The sequence below is a fragment of the Rhodococcus sp. 2H158 genome, from assembly GCF_053764755.1.
Genome location: NZ_JBSNCE010000003.1, coordinates 164,513 through 177,137 on the forward strand (window position 1 = coordinate 164,513; position 12,625 = coordinate 177,137).

A 12,625-nucleotide genomic window follows, 5' to 3' on the forward strand; every position below is an offset into this window, starting at 1 on the left:
AAGTCAGGATGCGACGCGGCTCACACGGCGGCGCCGCAGCCACCAGCCGAGCCAGGACACGACGATCGTCACCGCCACCGCGGCCCGCACCAGCCCCACCGCCGATTCCGGGTAGATCACCCCGGTCAGGTAGTGGTCGATGAACCCGCTCGGCGGCAGGCCGGCGATCCCGGCGCGGCGGCGCGCCCAGTTCTCCAGATCGGTCAGCGGGCAGTCGAACCCCACGAGGACGGTGGCGAACCCCCACACCACCGCCACGACGTGCAGAACCAGCGTGCGGGGCCACCGCCACGCCAGGAAACCGCCGAACGTCACATACAGCAGGAAGGTCAGGTGCACGACCACGGTGACGTCGGCCAACAGCCGGTACGCCATGCCGCCAGCCTATCCGGATCGGGCGGGGGAGCGGCCGTTCCGGGCTTCTATTCTGCGTCCGCGTCGGTGCCCTTGACCACGAGGACGGGCACCGGCACCTCGAGCAGCAGCCGCTGCAGGCGTCGTTCCAGCAGGAACTTGCCGAGCGCGTTGCGGTCGCGGCTGCCCACCACGAGACGTTCCGCGCCGGACCGCTCCACCAGGTCGACGAGGGCGCCGACCGGGTCCCCGTCGTGCACCGCCGTCCGCAGCTCCCACCCGTCGGCGCCGAGGGCGGCGGTGACGTCCGTGCGGACCGACTCGAGTTCCCGCTGCCCGGACGGGCCGTCGTCGTCGACCGCGACGAGCACGAGGGTCGTGCCGTCGCTGTGTGCGGCCTCGCGGGCGGCCGTGGTGAGCGCGGCACGTCCTTCCGGGGTGGCGGCGTGGACTACGGCAACGGGCATGGGGTCCTCCGGAGGCGGCGGTGACGTGTGCCTTCCAGTATCCCCGTCCGGGGGTCGCCCTGGCCGCTCCCGGTGGTGTGGAACTGGTCTCCACCTGCGGGGACGTGTCGGATGGATCTCACCTGCCGGGTGTGGGCGTGCTCACCACGGGGCCGGGCGGTAGTCCTTGAGGAAGCAGCCGTACAGGTCCACCCCGGCCTCGCCCCGCACGATCGGGTCGTACACGCGGGCCGCCCCGTCGACGAGGTCGAGCGGAGCGTGGAAGCCCTCGTCGGCCAGGCGCAGCTTCGTGTGATGGGGCCGTTCGTCGGTGATCCAGCCGGTGTCGACGGCGGTCATGAGGATCCCGTCGGCGCGCATGTCCTCGGCGCTGGTGCGGGTGAGCATGTTCAGCGCGGCCTTGGCCATGTTGGTGTGCGGGTGCCCGGCGCCCTTGTACCGGCGCCCGCCGAACTGCCCCTCCATCGCCGAGACGTTCACCACGTACGTGCGGCGGGCCGGGGACGCCGCCAGGGCCGGTCGCAGGCGATTGACCAGGATGAACGGGGCCACGGAGTTGCACAACTGCACCTCGAGCAGTTCGAGCGGCTCGACCTCGCCGACCGTCTGCACCCAGCTGTTGGTGTGCACCAGGTCGGGCAGCAGGCCGCCGGCGTCGACCGCGACACCGGCAGCGATCCGTTCGGGAGTCGCCGACCCGGCGACCAGCGCGAGCGAGGTGAGCGACTCGGCGGTCAGCTCGGACGGCAGCGACCCGGCCAGCGCGGCCGGATGGGCGTCCGAGGGCTTGCCGAAGGTGAGCACCTCCGGCAGCGGACCCGCCGGCAACGGGCCGGACTCGGACTCGGCGAGGGCGGAGTACGCGCCGGGGGAGCGGCGCACGGTCTGGGCGGCGTTGTTGACGAGGATGTCCAGCGGACCCTGCGCGGCCACGTCGTCCGCGAGCGCCACGACCTGGGCGGGGTCGCGCAGGTCGATGCCGACGATCCGCAGCCGGTGCAGCCAGTCGGGGCTGTCGTCCATGGCGGCGAAGCGGCGGATCGCGTCGTTCGGGAAGCGGGTCGTGATCGTCAGGTGGGCGCCGTCCCGCAGCAGCCGCAACGCGATGTACATGCCGATCTTGGCGCGGCCGCCGGTGAGCAGCGCCCGCCGACCCGTCAGATCGGTACGGGCGTCCCGTTTCGCGTGGTTCTCCGCGGCGCAGCGCGGGCACAGCTGGTGGTAGAACGCATCGACCCGGGTGTACTTGTCCTTGCACACGTAGCAGGCCCGCGGCCGGATCAGGGTGCCCGCGCTCGCCCCCGGTGCGTTCGAGCTCAGCGCGATCCCGGCCGTCTCGTCGTCGATGCGGGTGGGCGATCCGGTCGCCGTCGTCGCGAGCACCTGTCGGTCCGCAGCGACCTTGGCCCGGCGGGTCTCGTTGCGGCGCAACTGCTTGAGCTTCTTGAACATGCTCCCGACGGCGCGCTGCACCGTCACCGAATCCGGATGGTCGGCGTCGAGCTCGTCCACGAGGGACAGGACGCGGAGGCAGGTGGCGAGGTCGGCCGGGTCGATACCCGACGCGTCGGTGTGCGAAGTCATGGGCCTGTTCGTCGTGTGGTGCGGTACCGACCGATGGTATCCGGCCGGTCGCGCGGGGCCGACCCCGCGGGACCTGTGGCCCTGCCCGCGGCGCCCGAAACCTGGCAGGCTCGGGCCGGAAGGATCCCCGACCCCAGGAGACGACGATGACCGCACGGCGCCGCCCGAAGTTCCGCGACCTGTCCCCGTGGCAGCAGACGCTCGTTCTCACGCTCGCCTGCGTGCAGCTCTCGCTCGCGGCGACGGCATGGATCGATCTGGCGCGGCGCCCGGCGGACAAGGTCGCGGGCAGCAAGGCGAAGTGGGCTGCGATGATCGCCGTGAACTGGATCGGTCCGATCGCGTACTTCCGCCGCGGCCGGATCGGCTGAACGGCTCCGGCGCCGCAACGGCGAAGGCCCCGAACCTGATCGGTTCGGGGCCTTCGCCGTCTGTCTCAACTCAGAGTGTCCGAGGGGGGACTTGAACCCCCACGTCCGTTAATAGGACACTAGCACCTCAAGCTAGCGCGTCTGCCATTCCGCCACTCGGACCTGCTCCGCTCCCACTTCCGCGGGCGCTGTGAAAGAGTAACCCACCGCGTCGCGGCGCCCAAATCGCCCCGCCCACCTGCGTGTTTGCCGAGATCGATGGTAGACAGGGGACCGTGTCCACAACATCGAATCCCGCCCAGCCGGCCGGCGGATCCCGCGCCGAGGCCGAAGTCGTCGACCTGGTGTCGCAGCTGATCCGCTTCGACACCTCCAACACCGGAGACCTCGCCACCACCCGCGGCGAACGGGACTGCGCGATGTGGGTGGCGGCGCGGCTCGAGGAGGTCGGCTACACCACCGAATACGTCGAATCCGGGGCTCCCGGCCGGGGCAACGTGTTCGCCCGCCTGCCGGGTGCCGACCCGTCCCGGGGTGCGCTGCTGCTGCACGGGCACCTCGACGTGGTCCCCGCCGAACCGGCCGACTGGACCGTGCACCCGTTCTCCGGCGCCGTCGAGAACGGCTACGTCTGGGGTCGCGGCGCGGTCGACATGAAGGACATGGTCGGGATGATGCTGGCCGTCGCCCGCCGCTTCCAGGCCGAGAACATCGTGCCGCCGCGCGACCTGGTCTTCGCGTTCCTCGCCGACGAGGAGGCCGGCGGCACCTACGGCAGCCACTGGCTCGTGCGGCACCGCCCCGACCTGTTCGACGGCATCACCGAGGCCGTCGGCGAGGTCGGCGGATTCTCCCTGACCGTGCCGCGCCGGGACGGCGGCGAGCGCCGCCTCTACCTCGTCGAGACCGCCGAGAAGGGCCTCGGCTGGATGCGGCTGACCGCCAAGGGCCGCGCCGGCCACGGCTCGTTCCTGCACGAGGACAACGCCGTCACCGCCCTCGCCCGGGCCGTCGCCCGGCTCGGCACCCACACCTTCCCGCTCGTGCTGACCGACTCCGTCGCCGAGTTCCTCGCCGCCGTCGCCGAGGAGACCGGACTCGACTTCGATCCAGCCTCGCCCGACCTCGACGGCACCCTCGCCAAACTCGGGTCCATCGCCCGCATCGTCGGCGCCACCCTGCGCGACACCGCCAACCCCACCATGCTCGACGCCGGCTACAAGGCGAACGTCATTCCCCAGACGGCGCAGGCCGTCGTCGACTGCCGCATCCTGCCGGGCCGGCGCGCCGAGTTCGAACGCACCGTCGACGAACTGATCGGCCCGGACGTCACCCGCGAGTGGATCACCGACCTCGACTCGTACGAAACCACATTCGACGGCGACCTCGTCGAGGCGATGAACGCGGCGATCCTCGCCCACGATCCCCTCGGCCGGACCGTGCCCTACATGCTCTCCGGCGGCACCGACGCGAAGGCCTTCGCCAAGCTCGGCATCCGCTGCTTCGGGTTCGCCCCGCTGCAGTTGCCCCCGGAGCTGGATTTCGCCGCGCTGTTCCACGGGGTGGACGAGCGTGTCCCGGTCGACGCGCTGCGTTTCGGCACCCGCGTCATGGAACACTTCCTGCTGCACGCCTGAGCACACCAGCACCCAGAGAAAGGACCGGTATGGCCCACGACCCGTACGCGCCGCTGCCCGACCTGCCCACGTTCGAGCTCACCAGCGAGGACATCACCGACGGTCGGCCGCTGAAGCCGGCACAGGCCAGCGGGATCTTCGGGGTTCCCGGCGGGCAGGACATCTCCCCGCAGCTGTCGTGGTCGGGCTTTCCCCCCGAGACCAAGAGCTTCGTCGTCACCGTGTTCGACCCCGACGCACCGACCGCGTCCGGGTTCTGGCACTGGGCGGTGGCGAACATCCCGGCCTCGGTGACGTCGCTGCCCGCCGGCGCCGGCGACGACACCGGCTCCGGCCTGCCCGAGGGCGCGGTCACCCTGAAGAACGACGGCGGCCTGCACCGCTTCCTCGGCGCGGCCCCGCCGGCCGGGCACGGCCCGCACCGCTACATCGTGGCCGTGCACGCCCTCGACGTGGACAAGCTCGACGGGGTGGGCACCGGCTCGACGCCCGCGTTCCTCGGCTTCAACGTGTTCTCGCACGCGATCGCGCGCGCGACGCTGCACGGCACGTTCGAGCAGTAGACCCGTTCCGCGGATCGCCTCCGCACCGGAATCGGACCGGCACACCCCCCGGACGGGTGTGCCGGTCCGATTCCAGCCGCGTCCCGGCCCGCCGATCCGGGCTCGGCGGATCAGACGCGGGCGTCCGCGCCGACCGCCTCGGCGACCGAACCGAAGCCCGCGGCCCGCACCTTGCGGGCGAGGCCCTTGTGGATGCGGCGCGCCCAGAACGGGCCGCCGTAGATGAAACCGGTGTAGCCCTGCACCAGCGACGCGCCGGCGAGGATCCGCTCCCACGCCTGCTCGGCGGTCTCGACGCCGCCGACCGAGATCAGCACCAGTCGGTCACCGACCCGCGCGTGCAGCCGGCGCAGCACCTCGAGCGAGCGCTCCGCGACCGGCGGACCGGACAGGCCGCCGGCGCCGATCTCCGCGATCCGGGCCGGGTCGGTGCGCAGCCCGTCCCGCCGGATGGTGGTGTTGGTGGCGACGATGCCCGCCAGCCCGAGTTCGACGGCGAGGTCGGCCACCGCGTCGATGTCGTCGTCGGACAGGTCGGGGGCGATCTTCACCAGGACCGGCACGTGCACGGTGTCCAGCACCGCCGCGAGCAGCGGCCGCAGCGACTCGACCGCCTGCAGGTCCCGCAGCCCGGGCGTGTTGGGGGAGGAGACGTTGACGACGAGGAAGTCGGCGAGCGGGCCGAGCAGCCGCGCGCTGGCGGTGTAGTCGTCGGCGGCGTCCTCGGGCGCGACGATCTTGGTCTTGCCGATGTTCGCGCCGATGGGGACGGTGTGCACGCGGGTGCGCAGGCGGTTCGCGGCCTCCCCGGCCCCATGGTTGTTGAAGCCCATCCGGTTGATCAGCGCCCGGTCCGCGGGCAGGCGGAACAGCCGGGGCGCCGGGTTGCCGGGCTGCGCCTGGGCGGTGACGGTGCCGATCTCGGCGAACCCGAAGCCGAGGGGGCCCCAGGCGTTCACCCCGGCGGCATCCTTGTCGAAGCCGGCCGCGAGGCCGAGCGGGGCCGGAAACGTCACCCCGAACACCGTGTTGCGCAGCACCGGATCGTCGACGACGAGGACCTTCGCGATCAGCGCCCGCAGCGGCGGGACCCGGGTCGCGAGCCGCAACGCCGTGAACGCGATGTGGTGGATCCGCTCCGGCGGCAGCAGGAACAGCAGTCGAAGGAACAAGCGATACACGTAACACTCCCTGCAGGCCCGGGCGGTGCCCGGGGTCGGCGTCAACGAACGGTGGGTTCGGGAACGTGGTGGCCGGTCTTGCGGCGGCGCAGCAGCACCCGGCGGCTGCCGTCGGGATACAGCCGCACCCGCGTCAGCTCCCAGCCGTGGAACTCGGCCTGGATGGCGAGCCGCAGCGACGCGCTGACTCGGGAGACGTCGCGCGGCAGCCGCAGCGGCACGTACTCGTACTCGTCGTTGCTGGTGTCCCAGCCCACCGGCAGCCGGGTCCACCGGCCGCCCACGTCGCGTGCCCCTGCCATCACACACCCCCGATCGGGATCCGCTGCAGTCCGTCCCCGGTCGCGGATCCGATCACCAGGACCGCGTCGGTGGCGTCGACCGCCACCGAGTTCGGTTGCCGCACCGTCGCGTACCGGCCCCGCTCCTGCGGAATCCCGGTCGACAGATCGTAGCCGATGACCTCGTTGCTGCCGGTCGAGGTGACCCACACGAGATCGTTCGCGGTGTCGTAGGCGACGCCGTACGGGGCGTTCGGCACCGGATAACGCTGGCGCAGCACCAGCGGGTCGAAGGTGTACACGTGCAGTTCGCCGCCGCGGGTGTCGGTCACCAGCACCCGGCCGAACGGATCGGTGGTCAGCTGCGTGGCCCCCTCCCCGGCGCGCAACGCCAGCCCCAGATCGCCGTCGGCGACGTCGACCTCGGTCAGCGACGTCTGGCGACGGTCCAGGGCGGCGAGCGACGTGCCCACGGCGGCGAGCGCGTCGACCGAGGCCAGGCCGGGGACGGTCTGCGTCGCACCCGACGGATCGACGACGTGGGTGACACCGTCGGCGGTGCCCACGGCGAGGCGGCCGTCCGCCAGCACGGCCGCGGCGCGGGCGTCGCCGTCGACCGGCACCTCGGTGACGGTGCCCGCCCGCACATCCACCCGCGCGACGACTCCGGGGCCGGGGGCGAGGACCTCGCCGTCGGCGCCGGGGACCACGGTCACCGCCGCGGCCGGCAGGGCGACCTCGCGGGGCGCCGCGGCCGGATCGGCGGCCCCGAGCAGCAGCAGCCGCGACCCGTCGTCGGTGAGCGCGGCGACCGTACTCGTGCCAGGATCGACGGTGAGGGCGTCGACGGCACGGCCCAGCGCCTGCACCGTTCCCGCCGGCGGGACGGCCGGCGCCGGAGCCACGGCCGGCGTGGCCGCGTCGATGGTGGGCAGGTTGTCGCCGCTGTTCGAGGAGGAACACCCGGTGACCAGCGCCAACGCGAACCCCACCGCCGCGGCGGCGCCACGTGCTGCCGGTCTGCCCATCGTCTCGCTCCTCGTACTCGTCCACGGTCGGTCCGGGGCGGCACCGTCGCCGGCCCCGCACCCGACCCCCAGTGTTCCTGATCGCCGCGGCGCCGCCGCAGGCGCCTCGTCCGCCCTCCACCCAGCGAGGAGACCGATGTGACCTGGCCCACCGGCTCGGCCGACGTGCCCGCCGACGGCTTCGCCGTCGAATACGTCAGCCCGGGCGTCCACGCGCACGGGTTCGGTCGCACCGACGAGGGACAGCCGTTCTCGTTCCGGGTGCGCCGCAAGACGCTGCGGGTGGAGGTGTACCGGCCCGCGGGCCGTGTCGCCGTCCCCACCGCGGCGGACGTGATCGCCCGGGCCCGGGCGTCGGTCGCGGAGGTCGACCTCGCCGACGAACGCAGCGTGGTGGCGGCGGTGCGGGACACCGTCGCGCGCGCCCGGCCGTGCCGGTCACCGACGCTGCTCGACCGCGTGCTCGGGCTGCTGCCGGGCCGCTGACCCCGCCGCACCCGCCTCGCGGTGCCGCGGCGGCCGGTGCGGCAGCACCAGCGGTGCGCCGGTCTCGGGATGGGCGTGAACCCGCACCGGGTAGTCGTACACGCGGGTGAGCAGCTCGCCGGTCAGTACCTGCGCGGGCGGGCCGTCGGCGGCGACGCGGCCCCGGTCGAGCACGCAGATCCGGTCGGCGTACGCCGCGGCCAGGTCCAGGTCGTGCAGCACCACCACGACGGCGGTGCCCGCGTCGGCGCGGGCACGCACCACCTGCATCACCGTCTCCTGATGGCCCAGATCGAGCGCGGCGGTGGGCTCGTCGAGCAGCAGCGTCTCGGTGTCCTGGGCCAGTACCCGCGCCAGCGCCACCCGGGCCCGTTCGCCGCCGGAGAGCGCGGGGAACGGCCGGTGCGCCAGGTGCGTGACGTCGGCCTCGGTCAGCGCGGCCGCCACCAGGGCGTCGTCGTCCCGGCTGCGCCCGGTGCGCGCCCACGCCGCGCGGCCCATCCGCACCACCTCCAGCGCGGTGAACGCGAAGCCGACGGCGTGCTGCTGCGGCAGCACCGCCCGTCGACGTGCCAGGGCGGCGGCCGAGAACCCGGCCAGCGGGCGGTCGCCGACCGTCACGCGGCCCGCGGCGACGGGATGGTCGCCGGCGAGCGCGGCCAGCAGGGTGGACTTGCCGGCGCCGTTGGGGCCGACGAGCGCGAGCACCTCCCCGACCCGCACCTCGAGGTCGACACCGTCGAGGACGACGCGGTCCCCGCGGCGGACCCGCACCCCCGCGGCGCGCAGCGTCACCGCGCCGCGGCCGGCACGGGCCGGCACGTGCCGGTCCGGCCACGGCAGGCGCGGGCTCACGCCCAGCCTCCCTGGCGCGCCCGGGTGCGGCGCAGCATCCAGAAGAACACCGGGCCGCCCACCAGCGAGGTCAGCATGCCCAGCGGCAGGTCCGCGTTCTCCACCAGGGTGCGGGCGCCGAGGTCCGCGGCGAGCAGCACCACCGCGCCGCACAGCGCGGCGGCGGGGATCAGCACGCGGTGCGCGGGCCCGAGCGCGATCCGCATCAGGTGCGGCACCACGAGGCCGACGAACAGGATGATGCCGGTGAACGCGACGCCGGAGCACACCAGCACGGCGACGATCACGATGGCGGCCTGCCGCACCCGTTCGACGTCGACACCGAGATGCCGCGCGACGTGCTCGCCGAGCGCGAGCAGGTCCAGCTTCGGGGCGAGCACGACGGCCGCCGCGATCCCGCCGAGCGCCAGCGGCGCGACCACCGCCACGACGTCCCACGTGGCCCCGCCCAGGCTGCCGAGCTGCCAGAAGACGATCTGGTCGCGGGCGGCGGGGGTGGCGACGAAGGTGAACAGGGCGATCAGGCCGCCGGCGAACGCGTTGACCGCCACGCCGGTGAGGATGACCGTCACCACCTCGGTGCGGCCCTCGGAACGCGAGAGCACGTACACCAGGCTCGTGGTCAGCAGGCCGGTGGCGAACGCGGCGCCGGCCAGGGCCCATCCGGCGGTGAACGCGCCGCCGAGCACGATCGCGGCGCACGCGCCGACGGCGGCGCCCGCGGACACGCCGATCACGCCGGGCTCGGCCAGCGGGTTGGCGAACACGCCCTGCAGCAGGGCCCCCGCGCAGCCCAGCGACGCGCCGACCAGGACGGCCAGCACCACCCGCGGGAACCGCACCTCCCACAGCGTGACCTCCCCGGCCGGGTGGGCCGGCAGCGGCCCCAGGTCGAGCCCGATGCGGTGCAGCACGCTGCCGATCACCTCGGCCGGCGACGTGGGCACCTGCCCGAGGCACGCCGAGAGCACCGCCAGCACCAGCAGCGCGACCGTCAGGCCCGCGACCACCGCGGCGGTCCGGCCGCGGTGCGCGGCGGGCAGTCGGGCGGGCGCGGCGGTGTCGACGGCGCTCATGCCGGCGCGGCGGGGTAGAGCGCAGCGGCGAGCGCGGCGAGCACCCGCCCGGTGTCCGGGCCGAAGCTCAGCAGCACCGAGTCGGCCATGTCGACGACGTTGCCGTCGCGCCCGGCGGGGGTCTGCGCGACGCCGGGCAGCTGGGCGAGCCCCGCGGGTCCGCCGACGGAGGCGAGGCTCTCGGTCATGATCAAGATCACATCGGGGGCGGACGCGATCATCGCCTCGCTGGTGATCGGGGTGAACTCGGAGGTCAAGCCGGCGACGGTGCCCGCGTCGCGGCCACCGAGGGCCTCGACGAGCGCGTCGGCGCCCGACCCGGGACCGCCGAGCATCTTGATCGCCGACCCGCGCAGGTACAGGAAAGCCACGGTCGGGCGGTCGCCGTCGTCCGGCACGGCCGCGCGGGCTGCGGCGATCTCGTCGTCGGTGCGCTGGGCCAGGGCCTCACCCGCCGCGGGCACGCCGAGGGCCCGGGCCACGAAACGGATCTGCTCGCCGACGGTCGCCAGCGTGCGGCGCGGGTCGACGAACACCACCGGCACGCCCGCGGCCCGAAGCTGCTCCTGCACCGCCAGCGGGCCGACCGACGTGTCGGTGAGCACCACCGTCGGGGCCAGGGCCAGGATCGCCTCGGCCGAGAGCCCGTGCCCACCGGGGGTGACATTGGGCACCTGCTCGACGGCGGGGAAACCCGCGGTCGACCGCCCCACCAGCCGGTCCCCGAGACCGAGGGCGAACACGGTCTGCGCGAGGGTGCCCGACCGGTCGGCGGTGACGATGCGGGCGACGTCGGTGACGGTGACCTCGGCGCCGTCGACGCCGCGGACCGTCACCGGCAGCGCCGGGGCGGGAGCCTCGGTGATCGGCCGCGGGTTCGGGTCGTCCACCACCGCGGTGCGCGCCCCGGTCCCGGCACCCCCGGTCGGGGCGGCCGAACAGCCGGCGACGAGCGCGACGAGCGCGAGCGCCGCGGCGAGGAACGCGAAGAGGCCGCGCCGCGTCATGGCAGGGGAGGGGTCGTGCGGTACCGATCGAGGTCGGCGGCCAGGTCGGCGAACAGGTCGCCGTTGAGCCCGAACACGAGGTTCGCCTCGTCGATCACCGTGCGCTGCTGCACCTCGTCGAGCGGCGCCGCGTCCAGCTTCGCCCGGTAGGCGTCCTTGAACGGTTTGGGCTTGGGAATGTCGTCGAAGATGTAGAACCGCAACCCGTCCCGGTCGAACCCGTAGGCCCGCTCGAGCATGCGCCGGATGATCTGGCCGCCGGACAGGTCCCCCAGATACCGCAGGTAGTGGTGGGCCAGGAACACCTCCGGCCGGGCCGCGGCCACCCGCTCGAGCCGCGCGACGTACCGCTCGGCCGCGGGCAGCGGCGCGATCGTCTCCCGCCACCGCGGGCCGAGCAGGAACGTCAGATCCGCCTCGAGCGCCGGGGTGCGCAGCAACGCGTCGTCCAGGAAGGGCCCGGCGATCGGGTCGCCGGCGTGGCCCCGGCCTACCCGCTCGAGCGCCTCGTAGACGAACCACGACTGGGCGAGCAGCGCCGCGTAGCCCTCCCGGGTGAGCCGGCCGGCCAGCAGTTCGGTGACGAACTGCGCGTTCTCGGTGTCGCTGTGCGCCTGCGCCGTCTCGCGCCGGAGCCGTTCCGCGAACCCCGTGACCTCGATCGCGGTCATCGACCGGTTCCTCCTCGTGCCCGACGTCCACCGTCGGCGCACCCACGCCGACCTAGAAGACAGGCTAACCTGACCCGGCGGCGGATCCGGGGGGCGACGTGTCCGAGGTCACGCACTGACGTCGTCGAGCGCGGCCGCGATCGCGGCCGGCAACTCCAGCTCCTCGGCCACCAGCACCCCGGTCAGCTGCGCCAGATCCCGCGCGCCGACCACCGTGGACGCCACCGCCGGCCGGTCCCGCACCCACGCCAGCGCCACCGCCAGCGGCGATGTCCCAAGTCCGTCCGCGGCCGTCGCCACCGCCTCGACCACCCGCGCCGCCGGCTCGGTCAGATAGCTGCGCACCTCCTCGGTGTGCACGTCGTCGGCGCCGCGCGAGTCCGCCGGGATGCCGTCGCGGTACTTACCCGTCAACACCCCGCCCGCCAGCGGCACCGCCGCGAACACCCCCACCCCGTGGTGCAGCGCCGCCGGGATCAGCTCCTCCTCGACCCCGCGCGCGAGCAGTGAGTACTCCACCTGCGTCGCCACCAGCGGCGCGTGGCGCGTCGCCACCGACGCGGCCGTCGCCAGCTGCCAGCCCAGGTACCCACGCACCCCCACGTACCGGGCCCGGCCGCTGGTCACCGCGAACTCCAGCGCCGCCGCGACCTCGTCGACCGGCGTCCGCGGATCCCACGTCGCCACCTGCCACAGGTCCAGGTGGTCGGTGCCCAGCTCCCGCAACGTGCGGTCCAGCTGCGTGAGCAGGCCCGCACGGGAACAGTCCACCCGGCCCGCCCCGACCTTCGAGGTGTCGATGCCCGAGCTGCCGGACACCACCAGCTGATCCCGCGGCACCACGTCGTCGAGCAGCTCCGCCAGGATCCGCTGTGCCACCCCGTCGCCGTAGGCGGGGGACGTGTCGACCAGGGTGCCGCCGGCGTCGACGAACGCCGACAGCTGCGCCGCCGCCTCGTCCCCGTCCGTGCCGCGTCCCCAGCTCAGGGTGCCCAGACCGAGCCGCGAGACCCGCAGCCCGCTCGCACCCACCGTTCTGTGTTCCATATCCGCCCGCGCCTCGT

The 12,625-nt window shown here is 73.9% G+C and carries 15 protein-coding genes and 1 tRNA gene; 4 read left to right on the forward strand and 12 right to left on the reverse strand.

All coding sequences use genetic code 11. From position 1 onward, the window contains the following. Nucleotides 1-3: 3 nt before the first annotated feature. From ACWPOB_RS04195 to ACWPOB_RS04205, 3 genes are all read right to left on the reverse strand, one after another. Nucleotides 4-375: a DUF2784 domain-containing protein gene (locus ACWPOB_RS04195; RefSeq protein WP_455399988.1), complete on the reverse strand. Its 372-nt coding sequence runs from the start codon at nucleotides 373-375 to the stop codon at nucleotides 4-6. 47 nt (nucleotides 376-422) lie between these two features. Then, nucleotides 423-821, reverse strand: coding sequence for a universal stress protein (locus tag ACWPOB_RS04200; protein WP_455399989.1), 399 nt, complete (start codon nucleotides 819-821; stop codon nucleotides 423-425). Nucleotides 822-962: 141 nt separating this feature from the next. Next, complete coding sequence (locus ACWPOB_RS04205) at nucleotides 963-2,405, reverse strand: SDR family NAD(P)-dependent oxidoreductase (protein WP_455399990.1); 1,443 nt, start codon at nucleotides 2,403-2,405, stop codon at nucleotides 963-965. A gap of 146 nt (nucleotides 2,406-2,551) precedes the next feature. On the opposite strand from ACWPOB_RS04205, the gene ACWPOB_RS04210 reads away from it, so the two are divergent. Further along, the gene (locus tag ACWPOB_RS04210) at nucleotides 2,552-2,776 is read left to right on the forward strand and encodes a PLDc N-terminal domain-containing protein (protein WP_006939339.1); all 225 of its coding nucleotides are present in this window, start codon (nucleotides 2,552-2,554) and stop codon (nucleotides 2,774-2,776) included. 76 nt (nucleotides 2,777-2,852) lie between these two features. Here the strand turns inward: ACWPOB_RS04210 and ACWPOB_RS04215 are convergent. Further along, nucleotides 2,853-2,938, reverse strand: a tRNA-Leu gene (locus ACWPOB_RS04215). 113 nt (nucleotides 2,939-3,051) lie between these two features. Between ACWPOB_RS04215 and ACWPOB_RS04220 the strand changes: the two genes are divergently transcribed. Together ACWPOB_RS04220 and ACWPOB_RS04225 are read left to right on the forward strand one after the other, a co-directional pair. After that, a complete protein-coding gene (locus tag ACWPOB_RS04220; RefSeq protein WP_455399991.1) occupies nucleotides 3,052-4,413 on the forward strand; it encodes a M20/M25/M40 family metallo-hydrolase in 1,362 nt (453 codons plus the stop codon). A 29-nt stretch (nucleotides 4,414-4,442) separates the two neighbouring features. After that, nucleotides 4,443-4,976, forward strand: a complete 534-nt coding sequence (locus ACWPOB_RS04225; RefSeq protein WP_006939343.1) for a YbhB/YbcL family Raf kinase inhibitor-like protein — start codon at nucleotides 4,443-4,445, stop codon at nucleotides 4,974-4,976. Nucleotides 4,977-5,086: 110 nt separating this feature from the next. Here ACWPOB_RS04225 and ACWPOB_RS04230 read toward each other — a convergent pair whose 3' ends face one another. The 3 genes from ACWPOB_RS04230 to ACWPOB_RS04240 are packed head-to-tail and all read right to left on the reverse strand — an operon-like array spanning nucleotide 5,087 to nucleotide 7,466. Next, complete coding sequence (locus ACWPOB_RS04230; protein WP_100057665.1) at nucleotides 5,087-6,157, reverse strand: quinone-dependent dihydroorotate dehydrogenase; 1,071 nt, start codon at nucleotides 6,155-6,157, stop codon at nucleotides 5,087-5,089. Between the two features lie 41 nt (nucleotides 6,158-6,198). Next, the gene (locus tag ACWPOB_RS04235; RefSeq protein ID WP_100057666.1) at nucleotides 6,199-6,459 is read right to left on the reverse strand and encodes a DUF5703 family protein; all 261 of its coding nucleotides are present in this window, start codon (nucleotides 6,457-6,459) and stop codon (nucleotides 6,199-6,201) included. Beyond that, nucleotides 6,459-7,466, reverse strand: coding sequence for a hypothetical protein (locus ACWPOB_RS04240; protein WP_455399992.1), 1,008 nt, complete (start codon nucleotides 7,464-7,466; stop codon nucleotides 6,459-6,461). The genes ACWPOB_RS04235 and ACWPOB_RS04240 overlap by 1 nt, the downstream gene beginning before the upstream one ends. Before the next feature lie 138 nt (nucleotides 7,467-7,604). On the opposite strand from ACWPOB_RS04240, the gene ACWPOB_RS04245 reads away from it, so the two are divergent. Continuing rightward, the gene (locus tag ACWPOB_RS04245) at nucleotides 7,605-7,952 is read left to right on the forward strand and encodes a hypothetical protein (protein ID WP_455399993.1); all 348 of its coding nucleotides are present in this window, start codon (nucleotides 7,605-7,607) and stop codon (nucleotides 7,950-7,952) included. Here ACWPOB_RS04245 and ACWPOB_RS04250 read toward each other — a convergent pair. The 5 genes from ACWPOB_RS04250 to ACWPOB_RS04270 form a co-directional block, all read right to left on the reverse strand. Next, on the reverse strand, nucleotides 7,905-8,807 hold the full coding sequence (locus ACWPOB_RS04250) for a heme ABC transporter ATP-binding protein (protein WP_455399994.1): 903 nt from the start codon (nucleotides 8,805-8,807) through the stop codon (nucleotides 7,905-7,907). The two genes, ACWPOB_RS04245 and ACWPOB_RS04250, sit on opposite strands and share 48 nt — an antisense overlap. Continuing rightward, nucleotides 8,804-9,883, reverse strand: coding sequence for a FecCD family ABC transporter permease (locus tag ACWPOB_RS04255; protein ID WP_455399995.1), 1,080 nt, complete (start codon nucleotides 9,881-9,883; stop codon nucleotides 8,804-8,806). The genes ACWPOB_RS04250 and ACWPOB_RS04255 overlap by 4 nt, the downstream gene beginning before the upstream one ends. After that, nucleotides 9,880-10,890, reverse strand: coding sequence for a heme/hemin ABC transporter substrate-binding protein (locus ACWPOB_RS04260; RefSeq protein ID WP_455399996.1), 1,011 nt, complete (start codon nucleotides 10,888-10,890; stop codon nucleotides 9,880-9,882). The genes ACWPOB_RS04255 and ACWPOB_RS04260 overlap by 4 nt, the downstream gene beginning before the upstream one ends. Continuing rightward, nucleotides 10,887-11,561 (reverse strand): biliverdin-producing heme oxygenase, encoded by a 675-nt coding sequence (locus tag ACWPOB_RS04265; RefSeq protein WP_006939358.1) that lies wholly within the window; start codon nucleotides 11,559-11,561, stop codon nucleotides 10,887-10,889. Before ACWPOB_RS04265 ends, ACWPOB_RS04260 begins: the two co-directional genes overlap by 4 nt. Nucleotides 11,562-11,669: 108 nt before the next feature. Next, the gene (locus tag ACWPOB_RS04270; RefSeq protein ID WP_455399997.1) at nucleotides 11,670-12,608 is read right to left on the reverse strand and encodes an aldo/keto reductase; all 939 of its coding nucleotides are present in this window, start codon (nucleotides 12,606-12,608) and stop codon (nucleotides 11,670-11,672) included. Nucleotides 12,609-12,625 lie beyond the last annotated feature (17 nt).

What these genes read in the sequence shown, in the direction of transcription:
- ACWPOB_RS04265 (WP_006939358.1), bottom strand. Translation starts at nt 11,561, where the DNA reads ATGACCGCGATCGAGGTCACGGGGTTCGCGGAACGGCTCCGGCGCGAG.
- ACWPOB_RS04200 (WP_455399989.1), bottom strand. Translation starts at nt 821, where the DNA reads ATGCCCGTTGCCGTAGTCCACGCCGCCACCCCGGAAGGACGTGCCGCG.
- ACWPOB_RS04195 (WP_455399988.1), bottom strand. Translation starts at nt 375, where the DNA reads ATGGCGTACCGGCTGTTGGCCGACGTCACCGTGGTCGTGCACCTGACC.
- ACWPOB_RS04270 (WP_455399997.1), bottom strand. Translation starts at nt 12,608, where the DNA reads ATGGAACACAGAACGGTGGGTGCGAGCGGGCTGCGGGTCTCGCGGCTC.
- ACWPOB_RS04225 (WP_006939343.1), top strand. Translation starts at nt 4,443, where the DNA reads ATGGCCCACGACCCGTACGCGCCGCTGCCCGACCTGCCCACGTTCGAG.
- ACWPOB_RS04255 (WP_455399995.1), bottom strand. Translation starts at nt 9,883, where the DNA reads ATGAGCGCCGTCGACACCGCCGCGCCCGCCCGACTGCCCGCCGCGCAC.
- ACWPOB_RS04235 (WP_100057666.1), bottom strand. Translation starts at nt 6,459, where the DNA reads ATGGCAGGGGCACGCGACGTGGGCGGCCGGTGGACCCGGCTGCCGGTG.
- ACWPOB_RS04240 (WP_455399992.1), bottom strand. Translation starts at nt 7,466, where the DNA reads ATGGGCAGACCGGCAGCACGTGGCGCCGCCGCGGCGGTGGGGTTCGCG.
- ACWPOB_RS04205 (WP_455399990.1), bottom strand. Translation starts at nt 2,405, where the DNA reads ATGACTTCGCACACCGACGCGTCGGGTATCGACCCGGCCGACCTCGCC.
- ACWPOB_RS04210 (WP_006939339.1), top strand. Translation starts at nt 2,552, where the DNA reads ATGACCGCACGGCGCCGCCCGAAGTTCCGCGACCTGTCCCCGTGGCAG.
- ACWPOB_RS04260 (WP_455399996.1), bottom strand. Translation starts at nt 10,890, where the DNA reads ATGACGCGGCGCGGCCTCTTCGCGTTCCTCGCCGCGGCGCTCGCGCTC.